Genomic DNA, 24,018 nt, shown 5'->3' on the forward strand with positions numbered 1-24,018 from the left:
ACTTACCCATGACGCCCCCAAAGGTTGTGTCCAACCTTTGGGGGTCAGTTCACTCCGCGTGGGAATGCAGCGGGTGACGCTCCGCGTCACGACCGTCAAGAGCGGACGCGGAGCGTCCAGGGCGGCATTCCCACGCAAGCGTGGGAACGATCAGCGCAAGGCGTTGACCAGCATGCCAATCGCCACCACCACACACAGGCTGGCAAACCCCACCTGCAGGGTGCGTGCGGCGATGACCGAACACAGGCGCCGGCCAACCAGCATGCCGACGATGCTGGCTGCGATAAACACCCAGCCGACGGCGTCGATACGCACGCCGGCATGGAATGCGCCGACCACGCCGATCAGCGAAATCAGGCTGATCACCATCAACGAGGTGGCGACAATGCCGCGCATCTGCACATCGGTAAGCTGTTTGAATGCCGGCACGATCAGAAAGCCACCGCCCACGCCGAGCAGACCCGACACCGCACCGGTGATGGCGCCCAGGGTGGCCAGGGTGGCGGTGCATTTGGCGGTCCAGGCCAGGCGCCCGGTCTGCTGGTTGAGCATGCAGTTTTTCTGGCCCCAGGAGGCGGCGCCATGGTCGCTCGGCCCGGCCTGGAGTTTCTCCCGTTGCAGCATGCGCCACGCCACCAGCACCATCAACGCGCTGAACAGGCCCTTGAGCAGCGCTTCGGGCATCTGGTGGGCGACGAACACCCCCAGCGGGGAAAACAGCGCGCCGAGCAACGCGATCAGCAACGCGGCGCGATAACGCACCAGGCCATGACGCAAACCGTCAATCGCCCCCACCGCCGCCGCCGCGCCCACCGCGAGCAGCGACACCGGCGCGGCCTGGGTCATGCTCAGGCCCAGCCCCAGCACCAACGCGGGCACACCGAGGATGCCGCCACCGGCGCCGGTCAAGCCCATGACCATGCCCATCAACACGCCCAACACACTGGCCAGCAGCATTCAGTCCACCTTGCTCAGGCGGGTCAGCCATTCGCGGCCCTTGAGCATGCCGTTCCAATAGAACCATGGCAGCAACGTGGCCTTGAGAAACCACATGGAACGACGTGCCCGCGTCGGGTCGAGGGCGAACGTCGGCAGCAGCTTGCCACCGTAACCAAACTCGGCCAGCACCACTTTGCCCTTCTCCACCGTCAGCGGGCAGGAACCGTAGCCGTCGTACTTGAGCGGCAGCGGCGCCTGTTTGCGCAGGGCCAGCAGGTTTTCGGCGACCACCACAATCTGCTTGCGCACCGCCGCGGCGGTCTTGGCATTGCTGGTGCCGCACACATCGCCCAGGCCGAAGACACGCGCATAGCGCTGATGCTGCAGGCTGTGCGGGTGCACGTCGCACCAGCCGGCGGCGTCGGCCAGTGGGCTGTTGCGGATAAACTCCGGCGCCAGTTGCGGTGGGACCACGTGCAGCAGGTCGAAGGTTTTTTCGACACGGGTGACGTTGCCTTCGGCGTCCTTGACGTCAAACCAGGCTTTGCGTGCCGGACCGTCGACTTTCACCAGGTTGGTATTGAAGGCCAGGCGCGCGTTGTATTTCTCCACGTATTTCATCAACGGCGGCACGAAGGTCGCCACGCCGAACAGCGCCGCGCCGGCCAGGTTGAATTCCACGTCGATGTTTTTCAGATGGCCTTGCTTGAGCCAGTGATCGCAGGACAGGTACATGGCCTTCTGCGGCGCGCCGGCGCATTTGATCGGAATGGCCGGCTGGGTGAAGAGCGCTTTGCCGGCCTTGAGTTGCTTGACCTGCTGCCAGGTATAGGCGGCGTGCTCGTAGCTGTAGTTGGAGGTCACGCCGTGCTGGCCGAGGGTGTCCTGCAGGCCTTCGATTTTTTCCCAGGCCAGACGCAGGCCAGGGCAGACGACCAGGTTGTTCCAGGTCACGCGCTGGCCGTTGTCGAGCACCAGGCTCTGGCTGTCCGGCAGCACCTCGGTGACGGCGGCCTGCACCCAGGTCACGCCATTGGGCAATACGTCGGCCAGGGGACGGCGGGTTTTTTCCAGGTCGTAGGCACCGCCGCCCACCAGGGTCCAGGCCGGTTGGTAGCAGTGGTAGTCGCTGGGTTCGATCAGGGTGATGTTCAGATGGGGGTCGCGCTTGAGCAGGCTGGCCAGCAGGCCGATGCCCGCCGAGCCGCCGCCGATGACAACGATGTCGCCACTGATGGTTTGGCCCCAGTGTTGGTCGGTCATGGTCTATCGCCTTTTTTTGTCAATGCACACAAGGGTCGCCGCCGGATGGCGTTACGCCCAACTTTTTATGACCGCGCCGCAGTACAGCCCGGACAAGGTCTTCATCACTTGAATCACTTCGTGGCTGGCCAGCCCGTAGAAAATGTATTTGCCTTCGCGACGGGTGGCCACCAGCCCTTCGTCGCGCAGGATGCCCAGTTGCTGGGACAGCGTCGGCTGGCGCACGCCGGTCATCGTCTCCAGCTCGCCGACATTGCGTTCGCCCTGGGTCAACTGGCACAGGATCAACAGGCGGTCTTCATTGGCCAACGCCTTGAGCAAGGCGCAGGCTTTGGACGCGGACGCACGCAACTGGGCGACTTCGCCCTCACTCAAGGTAGATTCCATTTGCGTCGGGTCCTGTGTGTCACTTAATCTGAAAACATTATGTTTAAATATAAAGTGATTGTAATCACTTTTTTCCAGCATCAGGGGCTACCGCCATGCCAGCGTTGATTCAATCCTTTCTGGACGAGGCGTCGTCGACCTATACCTATGTGGTCTACGAAGCGGACGGCGGCGCCTGCGCCATCGTCGATTCGGTGCTCAACTACGACCCCGCCTCCGGCCGCACCGACACCACCCAGGCGGACAAGGTGATCGCATTCGTACACGAACACCGTTTGCAGGTGCAGTGGCTGCTGGAAACCCATGCCCACGCCGACCACTTGTCCGCCGCGCCCTACCTGCGCCGCACACTGGGCGGCAAGATCGCCATCGGCCAGTGCATCAGCAAAGTGCAGGACGTATTCAAAAACCTGTTTAACCTGGAGCCGGAATTCCGGGCGGACGGTTCGCAGTTCGATCATTTGTTCGCCCCGGACGAGTGCTTCCACATCGGCGGCCTGCAAGCCCAGGCCTTGCATGTGCCCGGTCATACCCCGGCGGACATGGCCTACCTGATCGAGGGTCGGTTGATCCTGGTCGGCGATACCCTGTTTATGCCGGATGTGGGCACCGCGCGCTGCGACTTCCCCGGCGGCGATGCGCGACAGTTGTACGCCTCAATGCGCAAATTACTGGCGTTTCCACTGGAGACCCAACTGTACGTGTGCCATGACTATCCACCCCAGGGGCGCGAGGCGAAATGCCTGACCACGGTAGCCGAACAGCGCGCAGGCAATATTCATGTGCATGACGGCGTGGATGAAGCGGCGTTTGTGGCGATGCGCACCCAGCGCGATGCGGGGCTGGGGATGCCGACGCTGTTGTTGCCGGCGATCCAGGTGAATGTACGGGCCGGGCATCTGCCGCCGGCGGAAGACAATGGGGTGACCTACCTGAAGATCCCCCTCAACCAGCTCTGAAATGCGGGATTCGAGTTGCCCAAGATGGCGGTGTGACAGGCAGCTTGGCGCTAGCTGATTCACCGCCATCGGGGGCAAGCCCCCTCCCACATGTGTGCCTGGGTTGCATCAGGAACCGAGGCTGATGCCGTTGGAGGGCAATGGCAACGCGGTCTTGTAGCGCACCTGCTTGAGCGCAAAGCTGGAGCGGATATTCGCCACGCCCGGCACTTTGGTCAGAAAGTCCATCATGAAACGTTCCAGCGCCTGGATCGTCGGCACCAATACGCGAATCAGGTAGTCGGGGTCGCCGGCCATCAGGTAGCACTCCATCACCTCGGGGCGGTCGGCGATGGCGCTTTCGAACTGTTGCAGGGCCAGCTCATTCTGTTTTTCCAGGCTGACATGGATAAACACGTTGACGTGCAACCCCAGCAGATCGGCATCCAGCAAGGTGACCTGCTCACGGATCAGGCCCAGTTCCTCCATGGCCTTGACCCGGTTGAAACACGGCGTGGGCGACAGGTTGACCGAGCGGGCCAGGTCGGCGTTGGTGATCCGCGCGTTCTCCTGCAGGGCGTTGAGAATGCCGATATCGGTACGGTCCAGTTTGCGCATGAGACAAAATCACCTGTTTATTATGTTTATGCAGATTTTTTATCCGCAAATGATCATGAGCGCAATGAAACACAGATAAATATTCTTCTACGCCCCGCCTATGATTGTTGTAGGACAAGATTTCCCCTATCCGGGGACTGATTGTCAGCTAGCGCGCCCACTACAAGAAATTCACAAGATAGAGCGTAGAAAGCCATGACCCAGCAGTACGAACCGCTGCGCCTGCACGTTCCCGAACCCTCGGGCCGCCCAGGCTGCAAGACCGATTTCACCTACCTGCGCCTGAACGACGCCGGCCTGGTGCGCAAACCCGCCATCGACGTAGAACCCGCCGACACCGCCGACCTGGCCAAGGGCCTGATCCGCGTGCTCGATGACCAGGGTCAGGCCCTGGGGCCGTGGGCCGAAGGGGTTCCCGTAGAGATCCTGCGCAAGGGCATGCGTGCCATGCTCAAGACACGGATCTTCGATAACCGCATGGTGGTCGCCCAGCGTCAGAAAAAAATGTCGTTCTACATGCAAAGCCTTGGCGAGGAAGCCATCGGCAGCGCCCAGGCCCTGGCCCTGAACATCGACGACATGTGTTTCCCCACCTACCGCCAGCAAAGCATCCTGATGGCCCGCGAAGTGCCGCTGGTGGACCTGATCTGCCAGTTGCTGTCCAACGAGCGCGACCCGCTCAAAGGTCGTCAGCTGCCGATCATGTACTCGGTCAAAGACGCTGGCTTCTTCACTATTTCCGGCAACCTCGCCACCCAATTCGTACAGGGCGTGGGCTGGGGCATGGCGTCGGCGATCAAGGGCGATACCAAGATCGCGTCGGCCTGGATCGGTGACGGCGCCACCGCCGAATCGGACTTCCACACCGCCCTCACCTTCGCCCACGTCTACCGCGCGCCGGTGATTCTCAACGTGGTCAACAACCAATGGGCCATCTCCACCTTCCAGGCCATTGCCGGCGGTGAAGCCACCACCTTCGCCGGACGCGGCGTCGGTTGCGGCATCGCCTCCCTGCGTGTGGACGGCAACGACTTCATCGCGGTGTACGCCGCTTCCGCCTGGGCCGCCGAGCGTGCGCGCCGCAACCTGGGCCCGACCCTGATCGAATGGGTCACCTACCGCGCCGGCCCCCACTCCACTTCGGACGATCCATCCAAGTACCGCCCCGCCGACGACTGGAGCCACTTCCCGCTGGGCGACCCGATTGCCCGTCTAAAGCAGCACCTGATCAGGATTGGCCAGTGGTCCGAAGAGGAGCACGCGGCGGTCAGTGCCGAACTGGAAGCCGAGGTCATCGCCGCGCAAAAACAAGCCGAACAGTACGGCACCCTGGCCGGTGGCCAGATCCCAAGCGCCGCGACCATGTTCGAAGACGTCTATAAAGAGATGCCGGAGCACTTGAAGCGCCAGCGTCAGCAGTTGGGGATCTGACATGAACGATCACAACAACAGCATCGAAGTGGAAACCGCCATGACCACCACCACCATGACCATGATCCAGGCCCTGCGCTCGGCCATGGATGTGATGCTCGAACGCGACGACAACGTGGTGGTGTTCGGCCAGGACGTCGGTTATTTCGGCGGCGTGTTCCGCTGCACCGAAGGCCTGCAGAGCAAGTACGGCACTTCGCGGGTATTTGACGCGCCGATCTCCGAAAGCGGCATCGTCGGCGTGGCGGTGGGCATGGGCGCCTATGGTTTGCGCCCGGTGGCCGAGATCCAGTTCGCCGACTACGTCTACCCCGCCACCGACCAGATCATCTCCGAAGCCGCGCGCCTGCGTTATCGCTCCGCCGGCCAGTTCACCGCGCCGCTGACCATGCGCATGCCCTGCGGCGGCGGCATCTATGGCGGCCAGACTCACAGCCAAAGTATCGAAGCGGTGTTCACCCAGGTCTGCGGCCTGCGCACAGTGATGCCGTCCAACCCGTATGACGCCAAGGGCCTGCTGATCGCCTCCATCGAAAACGATGACCCGGTGATCTTCCTCGAACCCAAGCGCCTGTACAACGGCCCGTTCGACGGCCATCACGACCGCCCTGTCACCCCGTGGTCGAAACACCCGCAAGCCCAAGTGCCGGACGGTTACTACACCGTGCCGCTGGACGTGGCCGCCATTGTGCGTCCGGGCTCGGCCGTCACCGTGCTGACCTACGGCACCACCGTGTATGTGTCCCAGGTGGCCGCCGAGGAATCCGGCATCGACGCCGAAGTCATCGACCTGCGCAGCCTGTGGCCGCTGGACCTGGAAACCATCGTCAAATCGGTGAAAAAGACCGGCCGTTGCGTGGTGGTGCATGAAGCCACGCGCACCTGTGGCTTTGGCGCCGAGCTGGTAGCGCTGGTGCAGGAGCATTGCTTCCACCACCTGGAAGCGCCGATCGAACGCGTCACCGGGTGGGACACCCCCTACCCGCACGCGCAGGAGTGGGCGTATTTCCCTGGGCCGTCCCGTGTGGGCGCGGCGCTGCAACGGGTCATGGAGGTCTGAATGGGCACGCACGTTATCAAGATGCCGGACATTGGCGAAGGCATCGCGGAAGTAGAACTGTCGCAGTGGCATGTGAACGTCGGCGATATGGTGGTCGAAGACCAGGTGCTGGCGGATGTGATGACCGACAAGGCGATGGTGGATATTCCCTCGCCGGTGCACGGCAAGGTGATCGCCCTCGGCGGCGCGCCGGGCGAAGTCATGGCCGTGGGAAGTATTCTGATCAGCATTGAAGTGGAAGGCGCGGGCAATGCCAAGGACGTGCCGGTCGAGGCTGAACCGGTGAAGGCCGCTCCCGTCGTTGAAGCCAAGCCAGCCCCGGTCCAAAGCAAACCCGCACCAACTCAGGCTCCAGCGCAAGCCCCGGTAGCCCGCGAAGCCGACGAACGCCCGCTGGCCTCCCCCGCCGTGCGCAAGCATGCGCTGGATGCCGGCATCCCGCTGCGCCTGGTCCAAGGCTCTGGCCCGGCGGGCCGCATTCTGCACGAAGATTTGGACGCTTACTTGCTCCAGCCTGCGACGCAACATAAAACCGCTGCCGCCTCTTACGCCGAACGCCACGACGAAGAACAGATCCCGGTGATCGGCATGCGCCGCAAAATCGCCCAGCGCATGCAGGACGCCACCCGGCGCGCGGCGCATTTCAGCTATGTGGAAGAAATCGACGTCACCGCGCTGGACGAGCTGCGCGTGCACCTTAACGAAAAACACGGTGCCACACGCGGCAAGCTGACCCTGTTGCCGTTTATCGTGCGCGCCATGGTCGTGGCGCTGCGCGATTTTCCGCAGATCAATGCGCGTTACGACGACGAAGCCCAGGTCATCACCCGCCTCGGCGCGGTGCATGTGGGCGTCGCCACCCAGAGCGACATCGGCCTGATGGTGCCGGTGGTGCGGCATGCCGAAGCCCGCAACCTGTGGGGCACCGCCGAAGAAATCGCGCGCCTGGCCACGGCCGCGCGCAATGGCAAGGCCAGCCGTGAAGAGTTGTCCGGTTCCAGCATCACCCTGACCAGCCTCGGCGCGTTGGGCGGTATCGTCAGCACGCCGGTGCTGAACCTGCCGGAGGTGGCCATCGTCGGCGTCAATCGCATCGTCGAACGGCCGATGGTGATCAAGGGCCAGATCGTGATTCGCAAGATGATGAACCTCTCCAGCTCCTTCGATCACCGCGTGGTCGATGGCATGGACGCGGCGCAATTCATCCAGGCCATTCGCGGCCTGCTCGAACAACCCGCCAGCCTGTTCCTGGAGTAAGGGCATGACACACATTACGCATACCACCCTGCTGATCATCGGCGGCGGCCCCGGCGGTTATGTCGCGGCGATCCGCGCCGGTCAACTGGGCATCCCGACCATCCTGGTGGAAGCCCAGGCATTGGGGGGCACTTGCCTGAATATCGGCTGTATCCCGTCCAAGGCCTTGATCCATGTGGCCGAGCAATTCCAGCAAAGCGTGCATCACAGCCAGGGCTCGCCGCTGGGCATAGAAGTGGACGTGCCGACACTGGACATCCGCAAAAGCGTGGAATGGAAGGACGGCATCGTCGACCGCCTGACCACCGGCGTCGCAGCCTTGCTCAAGAAGCACAAGGTGCAGGTGATACACGGCTGGGCCAAGGTAGTCGACGGCAAGACCGTCGATGTCGGCGAGCAACGCATCCAGTGCGAACACCTGCTGCTGGCCACCGGTTCCACAAGCGTCAACCTGCCGATGCTGCCCATCGGTGGGCCGATTATCTCGTCTACCGAAGCCCTGGCGCCGACCCGCGTGCCCAAACGCATGATCGTAGTGGGCGGTGGTTATATCGGCCTGGAACTGGGAATCGCCTACCGCAAGCTCGGGGCGCAGGTCAGCGTAGTAGAGGCGCAGGATCGCATCCTGCCCGCCTACGACGGCGAGCTGACCCAGCCGGTGGCCGAATCCCTCAAGCAACTGGGGGTAACGCTGTACCTCAAGCACAGCGTCACCGGGTTTGCCGACGGCAACCTGCAGGTTCGTGACCCCAACGGCGACACCTTGTCATTGGCCACCGACCAGGTGCTGGTCGCGGTGGGTCGCAAACCCAACACCCAGGGCTGGAACCTCGAAGCGCTGAACCTGGATATGAACGGCGCGGCGATCAGGATCGACAGCCGCTGCCAGACCAGCATGCGCAATGTGTATGCCATCGGCGACCTGAGCGGCGAGCCGATGCTGGCGCACCGAGCCATGGCCCAGGGCGAAATGGTTGCCGAACTGATCAGCGGCCTGCACCGCGAGTTCAACCCGGCGGCGATCCCGGCGGTGTGCTTTACCGACCCGGAACTGGTGGTGGTCGGCAAAACGCCCGACGATGCCAAGGCGGCGGGACTGGATTGCATTGTGTCGAGCTTCCCGTTCGCGGCCAATGGCCGGGCGATGACGCTGGAGTCGAAAACCGGCTTCGTGCGGGTGGTGGCGCGGCGGGACAACCATCTGATCGTCGGCTGGCAGGCTGTGGGTGTGGGTGTGTCCGAACTGTCCACGGCCTTCGGCCTGAGCCTGGAAATGGGCGCGCGCCTGGAAGACATGGCCGGCACCATTCACGCGCACCCGACCCTCGGTGAGGCTGTGCAGGAAGCGGCATTGCGGGCGCTGGGCCACGCGCTGCATCTGTAGGCAACCCAGCTCCCACCCTTGAGATGCAATCAGCTGTGGGAGCCGGCCTTGCCCGCGATAGCGGCGGATCAGCCAATACAGATGTCGGATGGTCCGCCCACCTGCTCCCACACGAGCCAAGAATGAAGTATTGTTGCGCCCATCCAGAAAAAAATCCGACTTGACCAGAGATAGAGGGTGTCATGGGTAACGAAAGCATCAATTGGGACAAGCTGGGTTTTGACTACATCAAGACCGACAAGCGGTTTCTCCAGACCTGGAAAAACGGCGAATGGCAAGCCGGCACCCTGACCGACGACAATGTGCTGCACATCAGCGAGGGCTCCACCGCCCTGCACTATGGTCAGCAGTGCTTTGAAGGCCTCAAGGCCTACCGTTGCAAAGACGGCTCGATCAACCTGTTCCGCCCGGACCAGAACGCCGCCCGCATGCAACGCAGCTGCGCGCGCCTGCTGATGCCCCACGTACCGACCGACGCGTTCATCGACGCCTGCAAGCAAGTGGTCAAGGCCAACGAGCGGTTCATCCCGCCGTACGGCAGCGGCGGCGCGCTGTACCTGCGTCCGTTCGTGATCGGCACCGGTGACAACATCGGCGTACGCACCGCGCCCGAATTCATCTTCTCGGTGTTCTGCATCCCGGTCGGCGCCTACTTCAAGGGCGGCCTGGTGCCCCACAACTTCCAGATCTCCACCTTCGACCGCGCCGCGCCACAAGGCACCGGCGCGGCCAAGGTCGGTGGCAACTACGCCGCCAGCCTGATGCCGGGCTCGGAAGCGAAGAAATCCGGTTTTGCCGACGCGATCTATCTGGATCCGATGACCCACTCGAAAATCGAAGAAGTCGGTTCGGCCAACTTCTTCGGGATCACCCACGACAACCAGTTCATCACGCCGAAGTCGCCTTCGGTGCTGCCAGGCATCACCCGCCTGTCGCTGATCGAACTGGCCCAGACCCGCCTGGGCCTGGAAGTGGTCGAGGGCGAAGTGTTCATCGACAAACTGGACCAGTTCAAGGAAGCCGGCGCCTGCGGCACCGCCGCAGTAATCTCGCCGATCGGCGGCATCCAGTACAACGGCAAGCTGCATGTGTTCCACAGCGAAACCGAAGTCGGCCCGATCACCCAGAAGCTCTACAAAGAGCTGACCGGCGTGCAGACCGGCGACGTCGAAGCACCTGCCGGCTGGATCGTAAAGGTCTAACCGCCTGTGGGAGGGGGCTTGCCCCCGATAGCAGTGGCTCAGTCAATGAATCTGTTGACTGATACACCGCATCGGGGGCAAGCCCCCTCCCACATTCGAGCCGGTTCTTTCAGTTAACTGAGGAGGGCGTTTGGATTCTCATATAGCGCAAGCCTCCTCCCACATTTACTTTCCGATGTGCTCAGGCATCGCACGGCAACAGCGCCTTCTCCATCACCAAGGTGCGCTCACTGCCGTGATCGACCTCACGTACCGTGCGAAACCCCAGCCTGGCGTAAAACGGCTCGGCCGTCAGCGAGGACGGCACACTCAGCGTTGTCACCCCCGCTTCCCCCGCGCGCAGTTCGATTTCACTCATCAATAACCGGCCAATGCCCTGCCCTTGCCGCGTCGGGTTGACGAACACCGAGCGCACCACTTTGGCATCCAGCGCAGCGGTGCCGACGATCACCCGCCCCTGAACCGCCACCAGCACCATACGACGCGCGAAGAGGTCCAGCACCGCCTCCGGCGTGAAGTTACCCGCCACCCGGGCAATCACCTGCGCCGGATAATCCTGTGCATTACTGCCGTACAAGGCCGCCAGGATGACCTGGCTGACCCCCTCGGCATCGTCGGGCTGGGCGAGACGTACGACGGTAGACATGATCCCTCCTGTTTAACCTTGCCCGCTGGCAATACGCTTACCGGGCCTGCTGCCGATCATCTTGGCCTGACCATCCTTCTGCTTCCCCGTTCGCGCTTCGCTGATCAAGCTTGGGATCAGCTTGCCCTCCGGCAGGTTTTTCCAGAAACGACTGGGCAGGTGCCCTTCCATCACCTTGGGGTTCAACCGCGCCGGGTTGAATATATGGCTGTAATACGTCAGCCACATGGCGCTGTGAGGGTCTTCGACGTTCTGCGCCAGTTGCTGCCAGGCTTCGGGGCAATGGCGTTGATGAACCAGCTGTGCACCATCGTAATACACGCCGTCCAACGGTGTGGCGATCATCCAGCGATGACGGCCCATGCGCCCGATAAAGTGCTGGCTGGCCGATTTCAGAATGTCGTGGGCGGGTTCATGCCAGGCTACGTATTCCGGCAGTTCCGGCCCAGCCTCCGGCGGCAGCGCGACAAAGCGCACGAACGCGTGCAGGTGGTGCGCTTCACGGCTGACCTGCTTGATCCGCCGCTGCAACTCGCTGCCCAGTTTGTCGCCGGCCAGCATCGCGGTGCGGTCGCCGTGGCTGACGCGCCACAGCACTTCATACAACAGGCTCCAGCGTTGGTCGCCGTGGTAGCAGGCGGCCGACTCCAGCAGTTCGAGCAGTGCCTTGGGAATACGCGCCTGAAACGGCCCCGGCCCGGCAGGGATCGGCTCATCGGTGGCAAACAGATCCGCCGCCTGCGCCTCGCCCCAACTCACCTGGCTGGGGTCGACTTGATGGCTGAGTAACCAGCGCGCCTGTTCGCGCCAGGTGTCGAACAGGTTGTCGCATTCCAGGCTGATCATCCCCACAGCCCCATCTGCTGCGGCTGCGGGCGGTCCCGCAGTTGCTCGCGCAGCAACACGCTGGTGCTGTCCGCCTGCTGCGGGTGGTAGTCGCTGGTGATGAAAAACGGCTTGGCCTTGGCCAGCACGCAACGCATGCGGGCCAGGTCTTCAAAGCGGATTTTGCGCTCGCGGCGCAGGTCCACCAGGCGCTGGGTGGTGCGCAGGCCGATACCGGGAATACGCGCGATCAAGGTCGGTTCGGCGCGGTTGAGGTCCAGAGGGAACACCTCGCGATGCTCCAGGGCCCAGGCCAGCTTGGGGTCGATATCCAGTGCCAGGTGACCGGGGCCTTCGAACAATTCGCCGGCGCTGAAGCCGTAGCTGCGCAGCAGGAAGTCGGCCTGGTACAGGCGGTGTTCGCGCATCAGCGGCGGCGCGGCCAGGGGTACGCTTTTCGGGCTGTTGGGAATGGGGCTGAACGCCGAGTAGTAGACGCGGCGCAGCTTGAAGTGGCCGTACAGCGCTTCGGCGCCATGCAGGATGGTGCTGTCGTCGGTGTCGTCGGCGCCGACGATCATCTGCGTGCTCTGCCCGGCCGGGGCGAAACGCGGCGCGCGAGGTTCGTTGAGCACCGTCTGCTCGCCGGTGTAGATGGTCTGCATGGCCTGCTTGATCGAGCCGATCTGCTTCTCCGGCGCCAGCGTCTGCAGGCTGGCATCGGTGGGCAGTTCGATATTCACGCTCAGACGATCGGCATAACGCCCGGCCTCGGCAATCAGCGCCGGGTCGGCTTCGGGGATGGTCTTGAGGTGGATATAACCGCGAAAGTCATGCTCCTCGCGCAGCAGTTTCGCCACCCGAACAAGCTGCTCCATGGTGTAGTCGGCCGAACGGATAATGCCGGAGCTGAGGAACAGCCCGCTGACGCAATTGCGCCGGTAGAAATCCAGGGTCAGGGTGACCACCTCCTCCGGACTGAACCGCGCACGCGGCACGTCGCTGGAGCGGCGGTTGACGCAGTATTGACAGTCGTAGAGGCAGAAGTTGGTGAGCAGCACCTTGAGCAGCGACACACAGCGCCCGTCAGGCGTATAGCTGTGACAAATGCCCATGCCATCGGTGGAACCCAGCCCCGCCTTGCCCTCGGAGCTGCGCTTGGGCGCGCCGCTGCTGGCGCAGGACGCGTCGTACTTGGCGGCGTCGGCGAGGATGCTGAGTTTTTCGATCAACTGCATGGCGGGTTACCGATACTGGTTTTTTGTACAGTATCAGCGGTAACCCTTTGTCACAAGTACCGTCCGTAGGTGCGAGCTCAGCTCGCGGTGGCCAGCAGCAAATCCTGTATCGACCGCCCTGTGTCGCGCCCACGGTCCAGCGCATACAGCGACGCCGCAATCTCATCCGCGCGAATCGGCAAGACCGACAGCAACGTATCGCTCAAACCATGGCTGGCCTGGCTGAAGCCCTGGATGTAGATACCGGCATTGCAGCGCTCATCGGTGACGATGCGGTAGTCGCGGCTCACTTCGAAATCGCCCATGTACGCTTCCAGCGGCGCCAGCAGTTCGCGGTGCATCTGACGCTCATAGCCGGTGGCCAGGATGACCGCGTCGTAGTGATTGACGCTGGTTTCACCCGTGGCGTTATTGCGCAGGGTCAGTTCGATGCCCAGCGGGCCGGGTGCGGCCTTCTCGACCACGGTCATGGTGCGGAAGGCCTGGCGCGCAACGCCGGAGACTTTCTGACGATAGAAAATGCCGTAGATACGCTCGATCAGGTCCAGGTCCACCACCGAATAGTTGGTGTTCTGGTACTCCGCCACCAGCCGCTCACGCTCGGCGCCGACCTGCTGGAACACCAGGTCGGTGAACGCCGGCGAGAACACTTCGTTGACGAACGGGCTGTCATCCGCCGGCTTGAGCGCCGAACCGCGCAGGATCATATCCACCTGCACCGAGGGGAAGCTGTCGTTGAGGTCGATAAACGCCTCGGCCGCGCTCTGGCCGCCGCCGATGATCGCGATGCGCATCGGCTTGCCCTGCACGCAGGGCTGGTTGGCCATGCGCTCCAGGTACTGGGAGTGGTGGAACACGCGGCTATCGCCCTTGAGTGCCTTGAAGCTGTCGGGAATCCGTGGCGTACCGCCGGCGCTGACCACCACCGAGCGGGTGGTGCGCACATGCTGCTCGCCCAGCGCATCGCGGGAAATCACCCGCAGCGCCTCGACCTGCTGCTGATGCAGGATCGGCTCGATGGCCAGCACTTCCTCACCATAACGGGCCTGGGCCTGGAAGTGCCCGGCCACCCATCGCAGGTAGTCGTTGAACTCCATGCGGCACGGGTAGAAGGTGCCGAGGTTGATAAAGTCCACCAGGCGGCCGTGGGCCTTGAGGTAATTGACGAAGGAGTATGGGCTGGTGGGGTTGCGCAGGGTCACCAGGTCCTTGAGGAAGGAAATCTGCAGTTCGCTCTGGGTCACCAGGGTATTGCCGTGCCAGCGATAGTCGGCCTGTTTGTCCAAAAACAGCACATCCAGTTTGCCCTGCGCCTTCTCGCGCTCTTGCAGGGCGATGGCCAGCGCCAGGTTCGAAGGGCCGAAACCGATGCCGATCAGGTCGTGAACCGCGGGCGAAGCAATTGCCTGTGTCATTCCAGTGTCCTCTGGATAAGCCCCGTGGCGGTGGGGCGGGAATACCTTCGAGACCTGCACAACAGGTCATGTGTTGATAGGAAACGAGGACAGTGAAATAAAATTTAACTGATGATGGATCAGTGCGCGTCCCACTCGCGCATCCGCACGCGGCAGTGCTTCATGGCATTGACGATGTGTTTTTCCACCAGGGCGCGGGAAATACACAAGCGTTCGGCGATTTGCAGGTGGCTCAGGCCATCGAGCTTGCGCAACATGAAACTCTCGCGACAGGCCGCCGGCAGTTCGGCCAGGGCACGTTCGAGCAGCGCCAGGCGCTGGCCCTGATCGTGGCAGGCGTGCGGGGTGCCGGGGGCGAAACGTTCTTCGCTGTCCAGCACGTCCAGCGGCTCGACCTGGCGCAGGGCGTTGCGCCGATGGCCGTCGATCACCAGGTTCAGCGCCGTGCGGTACAAAAAGGCACGAGGTTGTTCGATGGGGGTGTCGCTGGAGCGTTCCAGTACCCGCACATAAGCGTCATGCACCACATCTTCGGCCACCTGACGGTTGCCCAGCTTGGCGTTGAGGAAACACACCAGCTCGCGATAGTAGTTTTCCAACATGACTCCCGACATCTTGAAAGCGCATTGCGGACACGAGCGTGCTCGGGCCCGCAGAAGGATGCCATTGGATAATGGCAGTTTGGGTAGGTGCAATTTATAGTAATTCTCATCTACTTTTAAAGCAGTCTTGCCTCGACAGCGGTTTTTTTTAGCCGCAAGCCCTGTAACAGCGTGTGTAACCGCTTAAATCCTCGCGCGTTTATCTCGTTTAACTGTCAGCTCTGCGCAACCGCGCCTCGACTTTCCCTGGCTGGAATCCATCCATGAAACGCCCCCGCCCCGCCCGACGCGCCCTGCTTGTTGCGGCGTGCCTGATGCCTCTGATCGCCGTCGCCGCGTGGCAGGTGTTGCCGTCGGGCCGCGACGACCTGACCACCGTCACCGTAACCCGCGGCACTATCGAAAACAGCGTGACCGCCCTCGGCACCCTGCAACCGCGTCGCTATGTGGACGTGGGCGCCCAGGCGTCCGGGCAGATCCGCAGGATCCACGTCGAAGCAGGCGATCAGGTCAAGGAAGGCCAATTGCTGGTGGAAATCGACCCGTCCACCCAGCAGGCCAAGCTCGACGCCAGCCGCTACGCCATCGAAAACCTCAAGGCGCAATTGCAGGAGCAGCAGGCCCAGCATGAGCTGGCGCGCCAGAAGTATCAGCGCCAGCAACGCCTGGCCACTGGCAATGCCACCCGTAAAGAGGACGTGCAAACCGCCAAGGCCGAGCTGAGCGCGACCCAGGCCAGGGTCGATATGTTCCAGGCGCAGATCCGGCAGGCCCAGGCCAGCCTGCGCAGCGACGAGGCGGAGCTGGGCTACACACGCATCTATGCGCCCATGAGCGGCACCGTGGTGGCGGTGGATGCGCGCGTCGGCCAGACCCTCAACGCCCAGCAGCAGACGCCGCTGATCCTGCGTATCGCCAAGTTGTCGCCGATGACCGTATGGGCCGAGGTGTCGGAGGCCGATATCGGCCACGTCAAACCCGGCATGACCGCCTACTTCACCACCCTGAGCGGCGGCACCCGGCGCTGGACCAGCACCGTGCGACAGATCCTGCCGATACCGCCCAAGCCCCTGAATGAAACCCAGGGCAGCGGCAGCCCCACCAGTTCCAACAAAAGCGGCGCCGGCCGCGTGGTGCTGTACACCGTGCTGCTGGATGTGGACAACACCGACAATGCGCTGATGGCCGAGATGACCACCCAGGTGTTCTTCGTCGCCGGCCAGGCCAAGGACACCCTGACCGCACCGGTCTCGGCACTGCTCGGCAACGGCACCACTGACACACAGATCGCCCGCGTGGTGATGCCCAACGGCAGCATCGAACAACGGGAGGTGCGCCTGGGCCTCAGCGACCGCCTGCGCGTGCAGGTGCTCGAGGGCCTGAACGAAGGCGACCACCTGTTGATCGGCCCGGTCGACGGCAGTGGAGGTTGAGATGGTCACGCCGCTGATCGAACTCAGGCACATCCGCAAATCCTACGGTGGCGGCGACAGCCCTCAGGTCGACGTATTACGCGGTATCGACCTGGCGATTCACGCCGGCGAATTCGTGGCGATTGTCGGCGCGTCCGGCTCCGGCAAATCCACCTTGATGAATATCCTCGGCTGCCTCGACCGTCCCACCTCGGGCGAGTACCTGTTCGCCGGGGAAAACGTCGCACACCTGGACAGCGACGCCCTGGCCTGGCTGCGCCGCGAAGCGTTCGGTTTCGTGTTCCAGGGCTATCACCTGATCCCGTCCGGCTCGGCCCAGGAAAATGTGGAAATGCCGGCGATCTACGCCGGTATCAGCGCCGCCGAGCGACATGCCAGGGCCAATGCCCTGCTCACGCGCCTGGGGCTGGCCGAGCGTACCGGCAACCGCCCGCACCAGCTCTCCGGCGGCCAGCAGCAACGGGTGTCGATCGCCCGCGCATTGATGAACGGTGGGCATATCATCCTTGCCGACGAACCCACCGGCGCCCTTGACAGCCACAGCGGCGCCGAAGTGATGAGCCTGCTGGATGAATTGGCGGGCCAGGGCCACGTGGTGATCCTGATCACTCACGACCGCGAAGTCGCGGCGCGCGCCAACCGCATCATCGAGATTCGCGATGGCCTGATCATCAGCGATTCGGCATCCGCCCACGACACCGCGCCCGCCGCTACCCCTGGCGCTCTGCAAGCGGTGGACCTGCGCCAGCGCCTGGCCGACGGCGCCGAACATAACGGTGCCTGGAAAGCCGAGCTGGTGGACGCGGTGCAGGCAGCCTGGCGCGTGATGTGGATCAACCGCTTCCGCACCGCGCTGACCTTGCTCGGGATCATCATCGGCGTGGCCTCGGTGGTGGTAATGCTGGCCGTGGGCGAAGGCAGCAAGCGCCAGGTCATGGCGCAGATGGGCGCGTTCGGCTCCAACATTCTTTACCTGAGCGGCTCCTCGCCCAACCCGCGCACGCCGCTGGGCATCGTCAGCCTGGAAGACGTGGCCGCGCTGGCGGCGCTGCCTCAGGTGCAGCGCATCATGCCGGTCAACGGCAGCGAGGCCGGGGTGCGTTATGGCAACGTCGACTACATGGCCTATGTTGGCGGCAACGACACCAATTTTCCCGAGATTTTCAACTGGCCGGTGGTCGAGGGCAGTTACTTCACGGCGGCCGACGAGCGCGCCGGCGCTACGGTGGCGGTGATCGGCCATCGGGTGCGTGAAAAACTGTTCAAGGGCCTGGTCGACCCGATCGGCCAATACATCCTGATCGAAAACGTGCCTTTCCAAGTCATCGGCGTGCTCGCGGAAAAAGGCGCCAGCTCCGGCAACAAAGACAGCGACGACCGCATCGCCATTCCCTACACCGCCGCCAGCGTGCGCCTGTTCGGCAGTTACAACCCGGAGTACGTGGTGATCGCCGCCGCCGACGCGCGCAAAGTGCACGAAGCCGAACAGGCCATCGACCAGTTGATGCAGCGTCTGCACCACGGCAAGCGCGACTACGAACTGACCAACAACGCCGCAATGATCCAGGCCGAGGCACGCACTCAGAACACCCTGTCGCTGATGCTCGGCTCGATTGCGGCGATTTCCCTGCTGGTGGGCGGCATCGGCGTGATGAACATCATGCTCATGACGGTACGCGAACGCACCCGCGAGATCGGTATCCGCATGGCCACCGGCGCGCGTCAGCGCGACATCCTGCGCCAGTTCCTTACCGAGGCGGTGATGCTCTCGGTGGTCGGCGGCCTGTGTGGTATCGCCCTGGCCCTGCTGGTGGGCGGCGTGCTGGTGCTGGCCAAGGTGGCAGTGCAGTTTTCCCTGGTGGCGGTGCTCGGCGCATTCGGCTGCGCATTGGTCACCGGCGTCGTATTCGGCTTTATGCCGGCCCGTAAAGCTGCCCGGCTCGATCCGGTTAAGGCATTGACCAGTGAATAAACCCTATGTCCCCTCACACCTGTGCGTACTCAGCCTGTGCCTGCTGATCAGCGCCTGCGCAGGCCGGCCGCCCAGCATCGACCGCGGTATCGTGCCGCCCGCCGCCTGGCAATACGCCGAACGCGATGCCGCCCAAAGCGTGAACGCCCAGTGGTGGACACGGTTCGGCAGTGCGCCGCTCAATCGCCTGATCGAACAGGCGCGCCGCGACAGTTTCGACGTGGCCGCAGCGGTGGCGCGGGTACGCCAGGCCCAGGCCAGCGCGGTGATCGCCGGCGCGCCGTTGCTGCCGGAGGTGAAGGCCAACCTCACCACCAGCCATCAGAAGTTACTGCGTGGCGCAGGCGGCCCGGACCTCGACGCCAGCGAGAGCGACGATGCGGTGAACAACTTCGGCGCCAACCTGACCGCCAGCTACGAGGTGGACTTCTGGGGCGGTCGCGCCGCCGCCCGCGACAGCGCTCTGCACAACCTGCGGGCCAGCGAATTCGAGCAGGCCACCGTGGAGCTGACCCTGCTCGGCAACGTCGCCGACCGCTACGCGCAAACCCTTGCCAGCGACCAGCGCCGACACATCGCCGAGTTGAACCTGGCCAATGCGCGCAATGTGCTTGCGCTGGTGCAAACCCGCTATGACGCGGGCTCCGCCACGGCTCTGGAATTGGCCCAGCAAAAAAGCCTGGTGGCCGGCCAGCAACGCCAACTGCCGCTGATTGCGCAACAGGCCGAAGAGTCGCGCATCACCCTCGCCGCCCTACTGGGCCAACCCGTGCAGGCCCTGGACCTGGGCGCCGAGCCCTTCCAGGCACTGACGTGGCCGAGCATCGGCGCCGGTCTGCCCAGCCAATTGCTCAGTCGCCGCCCGGACATCGCCAAGGCCGAAGCGCAACTGGCGGCGGCGCAGGCGGACGTGACCGTGGCCCGCGCCGCCCTGCTGCCCGCCATCACCCTTGGCGCCACCTTGGGTTCCGACGCCTACAAGGCCATCGACGTGCTGCGCAGCCCCTACTACACACTGACCGCCGGGCTGGTGGCGCCGATCTTCAACAACGGCCGTTTAAGCGCTGAACGCGATAAGGCCCGCGCGCGCCAGGACGAACTGCTGCAGACCTATCGCGGCACGCTCATCAACGGTTTTGCCGACGTGGAAAAAGCCCTCAGCGGCATCACCCGCCTCGACCAGCAGCGCCAATGGCAGGACGAAGAATTGCAACAGGCGCAGACCGCGTTCCAGATCGCCCAGCAACGCTACCAGGCCGGGGCCGCCGACTGGCTGACCGTACTCGAAACCCAGCGCACCCTGTACGCGGCCCAGGACCTGAACGTGCAACTGCGGCTGTCACGCCTGCAGGCCAGCATCGCGTTGTACAAGGCATTGGGTGGCGGCTGGAAAACCGACATCTGATAAACAAAACTCCACTTTCGTACGCGAGGCGTCTGTTAGCCCTACATTCCTGGCCTTGAGGTCCTTGGTAAAAAAGCCGTTATCACACGGCTGCCCCGGACCTCCTGATGACTGTCGTAAAACACTTGGCGTGCGGCGGCCTCTGGCTGCTGGCGAGCCTGGCCGCCGCCGAGCCGCTGATCAAACCCACCGCCATCGATTGGTTGCTGGACTGCCCGCTGCCTTCGGCTGACCGCCTGGCCGCCGACGTGGTGGAACGCACTCAGTGCGGCAGCGTATCGGTCCCCCGCGACTACGCGGCGCCTCGACAAGGCACTCTGCGCCTGTACGTGACCCGTGTCGGCGCGCGCCAACCGCTGAGTCGCCAGGGCGTAATCTTCGTGCACGCGGGCCTGCCACCGCCAAAGAACGGCGTCGGCACTTTTGCTCTCCAACTGGCCAGTCGCTGGAGCGCCAACGCCACACAGGCCTATCGCAGCCTGCTTGAGCGCTACGACGTCGTCGAACTCAGCGCGCGCGCCCTGGACCAGACCACCCAGGTGGAATACGCCGCGCGCGACATGGAGTATGTACGCGACCAACTCGGCGATGCTCAGCTGTATTACCTGGGCAACGCCGACGCCACTCGGCTGGGCAACCGCTATGCCGTGCTGTTCCCCGAACGCGTGGCGCGCATGGTATTGGTCAACGCCGACGCCGACGACATCGGCACGCCGCTGGTGGACCTCCTGCGTCTAAAGGACCCTGCAAAAGCCGATGCCGGCAGTTGCGTTTACCGATGGGTCGGTGAATTCCTGGCCTACGGCAAACAACCCCCATCGTTCACGCGATGCCTGCCAATGAGTGACTGGCCTTAGATAACCGTTTGCGACCTGCTGCGACCGAAAACGACCTCGCGCATTGACGCTCCGGCCGGATCGTTATTAAGTGCTATTTATCCGCATTAATACGATAAATCGCCCACATGCTCAGCCGTCCGCTACGCCGCAAACGCCAGAAGCTGTCCGATGTGATTGTCGAATCGGTCAAGCGCTCCATCGTCACCGACGCTTTGAAGCCGGGCGATCGCCTGCCCACCGAGCGTGAGCTGATGGAGAGCTTCCAATGCTCGAAGGGCTCGGCCCGCGAAGCGCTCAAGGCTCTGGAGGTCGAAGGTCTGGTCAGCACCCGCACCGGCCCCAGCGGCGGTGCGTACCTGAACCAGGCGGGCACGGAACCTGCCAGCCGCGCATTGCGTAACTACCTGCATTTTCAACATTTGGACGGCGAGCAGGTGTACCAGTTACGCAAGGTCATCGAGGTGGAACTGGCGGTGTCGGTGTTGGGCCGCCTGAGTGAAGACGACTTCCAGGCCCTGCAGGACAACGTGGATTTTTGCAGTGCGCCGGAAGACAGCGAAGCCGGCCAGCGCGAACAGCGCCTGGCGGAATTGGAGTTCCACACCCTGCTGGCCAAGGCTTGCCCCAACCCGTTGCTGAGTTTTATGGCGCAGTTTCTCAATGACCTGCTACGTGACCTGGTGGTGCTGAAAAAAGCCTACAAGCCCAAGCGCAAGCAGTTCGATGCGGCCAACCTCGATTATCACAAACAGCTGTTGATCGCCTTTCGCGCCGGGGATGAGCGCGCGGTGCGCAGCTTGATGCACGAACACATGTGCGACGCCGAACACCATATGACCGCGCTGGAAGGCCAGGTCAGCCCGCACTTTCTTTTGGAGTTCGATCACTCTTAAAAACACTTCGATCAAGGTGCGCTGGGTTTGCCCTCGCACACTGTGACCACGGTCCATGCTCGCCCCAATAACAGGCCTGCCCACAGGCCCCAGCTTCACCGTATCGCCCTTGCCGCTCCTGCCAATAACTAAACCAGGGAGTCACCCCATGCAGCGTCGTACGTTATTGAAAGCCAGCCTCACCGCCGCCGCCGCCCTCAGCCTCCCGCTGAGCGTGCGGTCGGCATTTGCCGCCGAGCCCTTTACCTTTTACGGCCTCAAGTCCATGTCCGGCGCCTTCGCCAGCTATGGCAAGTTTGCCGACATGGGTTCGCGCCTGGCGGTGGAGCAGTATCCCGAACTGCTCGGTCGGCCGTTGAACTACAAGGTCATCGACACCGAAGGCAATGCCGGCAAAGCGGTACGCAGGGTGCAGGAGGCCATCCAGCAGGACGGCGCGCGATTCTTCCAGGGCTGCACCTTGTCATCCTCGGCCCTTGCGGTGGCCAAGGAAGTCGACAAGGTTGGCGGCGTGTTCATGACTCCGGTGGGCGCCGATGAAGTCACCGGCAAGGACTGCAACAAAGCGACGTTCCGCTGGTCGGTGCCCACCTACGGCGCGATCCGCGAAACCCTGCTGCCGCTGATCAAGCTGCTGCCCGAGGCCAAGCGTTGGTACACCATCACCCCACAGTACGTGTTTGGCGAAGCGTTGCTTGAAGGCGCCAGGACCGTGCTCAAAGAGAATGGCCTGGAGCACGTGGGCAACAGCTACCACTCGCTGCAGGAACAGGAGTTCTCCGGCTACCTGACCAACGCCATCTCGACCAAACCCGACGTACTGGTGCTGCTCAACTTCGGCAGCCAGTCGTCCAACACCCTGCGCCAGGCGGTGAACTTCGGCATCAAGGAGCGTATGAAAGTGCTGCTGGTGTGGTCCGCCGGCCTCGACCAATTCCAGGAATTGGGCAGCGATGTGCTCGAAGGCGTGTACCTCGGCGCCCAGTACTGGCATCAGGTCGACACCCCGCTCAACCGCGAGCTGGTCAAACTGACGAAAGCCAAATACGGCATCAACCCCACCTACCCCCTGGCCGCCGACTACATCAGCACCAAGGTCATGCTCGACACCATCATCGCCACCGGCAGCTTCGATGGGCCGACCGTGGCCAAGGCCATGCAGGGCCTGAGTTTCGATGGCCCGACCGGCAAGGAGTCGATCCGCGCCGGCGACCACCAGGTGATCAAGGACTACTACCTGTTGATCGGCAAGCCCGCCAGCGAGATGGCCGACAAGGACGACCTGGCCAAAGTACTCAGTGCCGGCCAATCGTTCCCGCCGGTCGACGCCACAGGCTGCACGCTCGCCTGATCCTGACCAGTCAAACGCGACAGGGCCGCCCCCGCGGCCAGCTGTCCGAGGGTTTCTGCATGCTTAATCTTTACCTGTTCCAGATACTCAACGGCCTGGGGTTGGGGATGATCTACTTCCTGATCGCGGTGGGGCTGACGATCATTTTCGGCCTGCTCAACTTCGTCAACTTCGCCCACGGTGCGTTTTTTCTGCTGGGCGCCTACATCTGCTATACCGCCGTGAGCCTGACCGGCAATTTCTGGCTGGCATTGCTGGTCGCACCGCTGGTGGTGGCCGCACTGGCCTGGGTCATCGAGCGGGTGTTGATCCAGCGCATTTATCACCTGCCCCACATGTTCCAGATCCTGGTGACCCTGGGTATTGCGCTGATCATCCAGGAGGCGAGCGTGATGATCTGGGGCCCGGTGGGCAAAAGCGTCGCCGTGCCGGAGCTGTTGCGCGGGGTGCTGGTGGTGGGTGATTTTGTCTACCCCTACTACCGCCTGTTTCTCATCGTGTTTTCCGCGTTGGTGGGCCTGGGCCTGTGGCTGCTGCTGGAGCGCACGCGCTTCGGCGCCCTGGTGCGCGCCGGCAGTGAAAGCACCGAGACCGTGTCGCTGCTCGGCACCAATATTTTCCGTTTGTTCTCCATGACCTTCGCCCTCGGCGTGGGCCTGGCCGGTATGGCCGGTGTGCTGTTCGCGCCATTGCGCGGCGCGCAGCCGTTCGTGGGCCCGGAGATTCTGGGCATCGCCTTCGTGGTGGTGGTGATCGGCGGCATGGGCTCATTCAGCGGCGCGCTGGTCGGCGGTTTGCTGGTGGGCGTGGTGCAAAGCCTGATGACCACACTCTGGCCCCAGGGAGCGAGCCTGATGATCTACGGCGCCATGGCCGCGGTGATTCTGGTACGTCCTTACGGCCTGTTCGGGAGAGCCTGA

The 24,018-nt window shown here is 63.3% G+C and carries 21 protein-coding genes and 1 pseudogene; 13 read left to right on the plus strand and 9 right to left on the minus strand.

Translation table 11 applies throughout. From position 1 onward, the window contains the following. Nucleotides 1-150 precede the first annotated feature (150 nt). The 3 genes from QRN10_RS20750 to QRN10_RS20760 are packed head-to-tail and all read right to left on the minus strand — an operon-like array spanning nt 151 to nt 2,589. Nucleotides 151-957, minus strand: coding sequence for a sulfite exporter TauE/SafE family protein (locus tag QRN10_RS20750; RefSeq protein ID WP_285429021.1), 807 nt, complete (start codon nt 955-957; stop codon nt 151-153). Then, nucleotides 958-2,202 carry an NAD(P)/FAD-dependent oxidoreductase gene (locus QRN10_RS20755; protein ID WP_285429022.1) on the minus strand — a complete coding sequence of 415 codons (1,245 nt, stop codon included), beginning with the start codon at nt 2,200-2,202 and terminating at the stop codon, nt 958-960. A gap of 51 nt (nt 2,203-2,253) precedes the next feature. Then, nucleotides 2,254-2,589, minus strand: coding sequence for an ArsR/SmtB family transcription factor (locus QRN10_RS20760; protein ID WP_017527038.1), 336 nt, complete (start codon nt 2,587-2,589; stop codon nt 2,254-2,256). 95 nt (nt 2,590-2,684) lie between these two features. Here QRN10_RS20760 and QRN10_RS20765 point away from each other — a divergent pair, with 95 nt between their 5' ends. Further along, entirely contained in the window at nt 2,685-3,548 is an 864-nt protein-coding gene (locus QRN10_RS20765) for an MBL fold metallo-hydrolase (RefSeq protein WP_285429023.1), read from the plus strand. A gap of 108 nt (nt 3,549-3,656) precedes the next feature. Here QRN10_RS20765 and bkdR read toward each other — a convergent pair whose 3' ends face one another. Next, entirely contained in the window at nt 3,657-4,145 is a 489-nt protein-coding gene (bkdR, locus tag QRN10_RS20770) for a Bkd operon transcriptional regulator BkdR (protein ID WP_034137807.1), read from the minus strand. A gap of 195 nt (nt 4,146-4,340) precedes the next feature. Between bkdR and QRN10_RS20775 the strand changes: the two genes are divergently transcribed. The 5 genes from QRN10_RS20775 to QRN10_RS20795 all read left to right on the plus strand — a co-directional run bounded on the left by QRN10_RS20775 (nt 4,341) and on the right by QRN10_RS20795 (nt 10,479). Beyond that, nucleotides 4,341-5,576: a 3-methyl-2-oxobutanoate dehydrogenase (2-methylpropanoyl-transferring) subunit alpha gene (locus QRN10_RS20775; RefSeq protein WP_285429024.1), complete on the plus strand. Its 1,236-nt coding sequence runs from the start codon at nt 4,341-4,343 to the stop codon at nt 5,574-5,576. A gap of 1 nt (nt 5,577) precedes the next feature. Next, complete coding sequence (locus QRN10_RS20780) at nt 5,578-6,636, plus strand: alpha-ketoacid dehydrogenase subunit beta (protein WP_285429025.1); 1,059 nt, start codon at nt 5,578-5,580, stop codon at nt 6,634-6,636. Next, nucleotides 6,637-7,893, plus strand: a complete 1,257-nt coding sequence (locus tag QRN10_RS20785; protein ID WP_253508415.1) for a dihydrolipoamide acetyltransferase family protein — start codon at nt 6,637-6,639, stop codon at nt 7,891-7,893. It begins immediately after the preceding gene. A 4-nt stretch (nt 7,894-7,897) separates the two neighbouring features. Beyond that, nucleotides 7,898-9,277, plus strand: coding sequence for a dihydrolipoyl dehydrogenase (gene lpdA, locus QRN10_RS20790; RefSeq protein ID WP_285429026.1), 1,380 nt, complete (start codon nt 7,898-7,900; stop codon nt 9,275-9,277). A 182-nt stretch (nt 9,278-9,459) separates the two neighbouring features. Beyond that, the gene (locus QRN10_RS20795; RefSeq protein WP_181081794.1) at nt 9,460-10,479 is read left to right on the plus strand and encodes a branched-chain amino acid aminotransferase; all 1,020 of its coding nucleotides are present in this window, start codon (nt 9,460-9,462) and stop codon (nt 10,477-10,479) included. Nucleotides 10,480-10,675: 196 nt separating this feature from the next. Here the strand turns inward: QRN10_RS20795 and QRN10_RS20800 are convergent. The 5 genes and pseudogenes from QRN10_RS20800 to QRN10_RS20820 form a co-directional block, all read right to left on the minus strand. Beyond that, nucleotides 10,676-11,125, minus strand: a pseudogene (locus QRN10_RS20800) (GNAT family N-acetyltransferase); the annotation flags it as partial. 12 nt (nt 11,126-11,137) lie between these two features. Then, nucleotides 11,138-11,971: a TIGR03915 family putative DNA repair protein gene (locus tag QRN10_RS20805; protein ID WP_285429027.1), complete on the minus strand. Its 834-nt coding sequence runs from the start codon at nt 11,969-11,971 to the stop codon at nt 11,138-11,140. Continuing rightward, nucleotides 11,968-13,188 carry a putative DNA modification/repair radical SAM protein gene (locus tag QRN10_RS20810; protein WP_181081796.1) on the minus strand — a complete coding sequence of 407 codons (1,221 nt, stop codon included), beginning with the start codon at nt 13,186-13,188 and terminating at the stop codon, nt 11,968-11,970. The genes QRN10_RS20805 and QRN10_RS20810 overlap by 4 nt, the downstream gene beginning before the upstream one ends. A 77-nt stretch (nt 13,189-13,265) precedes the next feature. Beyond that, nucleotides 13,266-14,603, minus strand: a complete 1,338-nt coding sequence (locus tag QRN10_RS20815) for a lysine N(6)-hydroxylase/L-ornithine N(5)-oxygenase family protein (protein ID WP_181081797.1) — start codon at nt 14,601-14,603, stop codon at nt 13,266-13,268. A 119-nt stretch (nt 14,604-14,722) separates the two neighbouring features. Beyond that, on the minus strand, nt 14,723-15,205 hold the full coding sequence (locus QRN10_RS20820) for a sigma-70 family RNA polymerase sigma factor (RefSeq protein WP_181081798.1): 483 nt from the start codon (nt 15,203-15,205) through the stop codon (nt 14,723-14,725). 263 nt (nt 15,206-15,468) lie between these two features. Between QRN10_RS20820 and QRN10_RS20825 the strand changes: the two genes are divergently transcribed. From QRN10_RS20825 to QRN10_RS20855, 7 genes are all read left to right on the plus strand, one after another. Beyond that, complete coding sequence (locus tag QRN10_RS20825; RefSeq protein ID WP_285429028.1) at nt 15,469-16,638, plus strand: efflux RND transporter periplasmic adaptor subunit; 1,170 nt, start codon at nt 15,469-15,471, stop codon at nt 16,636-16,638. A 1-nt stretch (nt 16,639) separates the two neighbouring features. Next, complete coding sequence (locus QRN10_RS20830) at nt 16,640-18,610, plus strand: MacB family efflux pump subunit (RefSeq protein WP_253508421.1); 1,971 nt, start codon at nt 16,640-16,642, stop codon at nt 18,608-18,610. Then, nucleotides 18,603-20,015: an efflux transporter outer membrane subunit gene (locus QRN10_RS20835; protein WP_285429029.1), complete on the plus strand. Its 1,413-nt coding sequence runs from the start codon at nt 18,603-18,605 to the stop codon at nt 20,013-20,015. Before QRN10_RS20830 ends, QRN10_RS20835 begins: the two co-directional genes overlap by 8 nt. Nucleotides 20,016-20,122: 107 nt before the next feature. Then, the gene (locus tag QRN10_RS20840; RefSeq protein WP_181081802.1) at nt 20,123-20,872 is read left to right on the plus strand and encodes an alpha/beta fold hydrolase; all 750 of its coding nucleotides are present in this window, start codon (nt 20,123-20,125) and stop codon (nt 20,870-20,872) included. 107 nt (nt 20,873-20,979) lie between these two features. Continuing rightward, nucleotides 20,980-21,747, plus strand: coding sequence for a FadR/GntR family transcriptional regulator (locus QRN10_RS20845; RefSeq protein WP_181081803.1), 768 nt, complete (start codon nt 20,980-20,982; stop codon nt 21,745-21,747). A 148-nt stretch (nt 21,748-21,895) separates the two neighbouring features. Further along, the gene (locus QRN10_RS20850; protein WP_285429030.1) at nt 21,896-23,098 is read left to right on the plus strand and encodes an ABC transporter substrate-binding protein; all 1,203 of its coding nucleotides are present in this window, start codon (nt 21,896-21,898) and stop codon (nt 23,096-23,098) included. Between the two features lie 59 nt (nt 23,099-23,157). Further along, complete coding sequence (locus QRN10_RS20855) at nt 23,158-24,018, plus strand: branched-chain amino acid ABC transporter permease (protein WP_266246047.1); 861 nt, start codon at nt 23,158-23,160, stop codon at nt 24,016-24,018.

Source organism: Pseudomonas sp. lyk4-R2A-8 (assembly GCF_030209095.1).
Taxonomy (GTDB): Bacteria; Pseudomonadota; Gammaproteobacteria; order Pseudomonadales; family Pseudomonadaceae; genus Aquipseudomonas; species Aquipseudomonas quebecensis.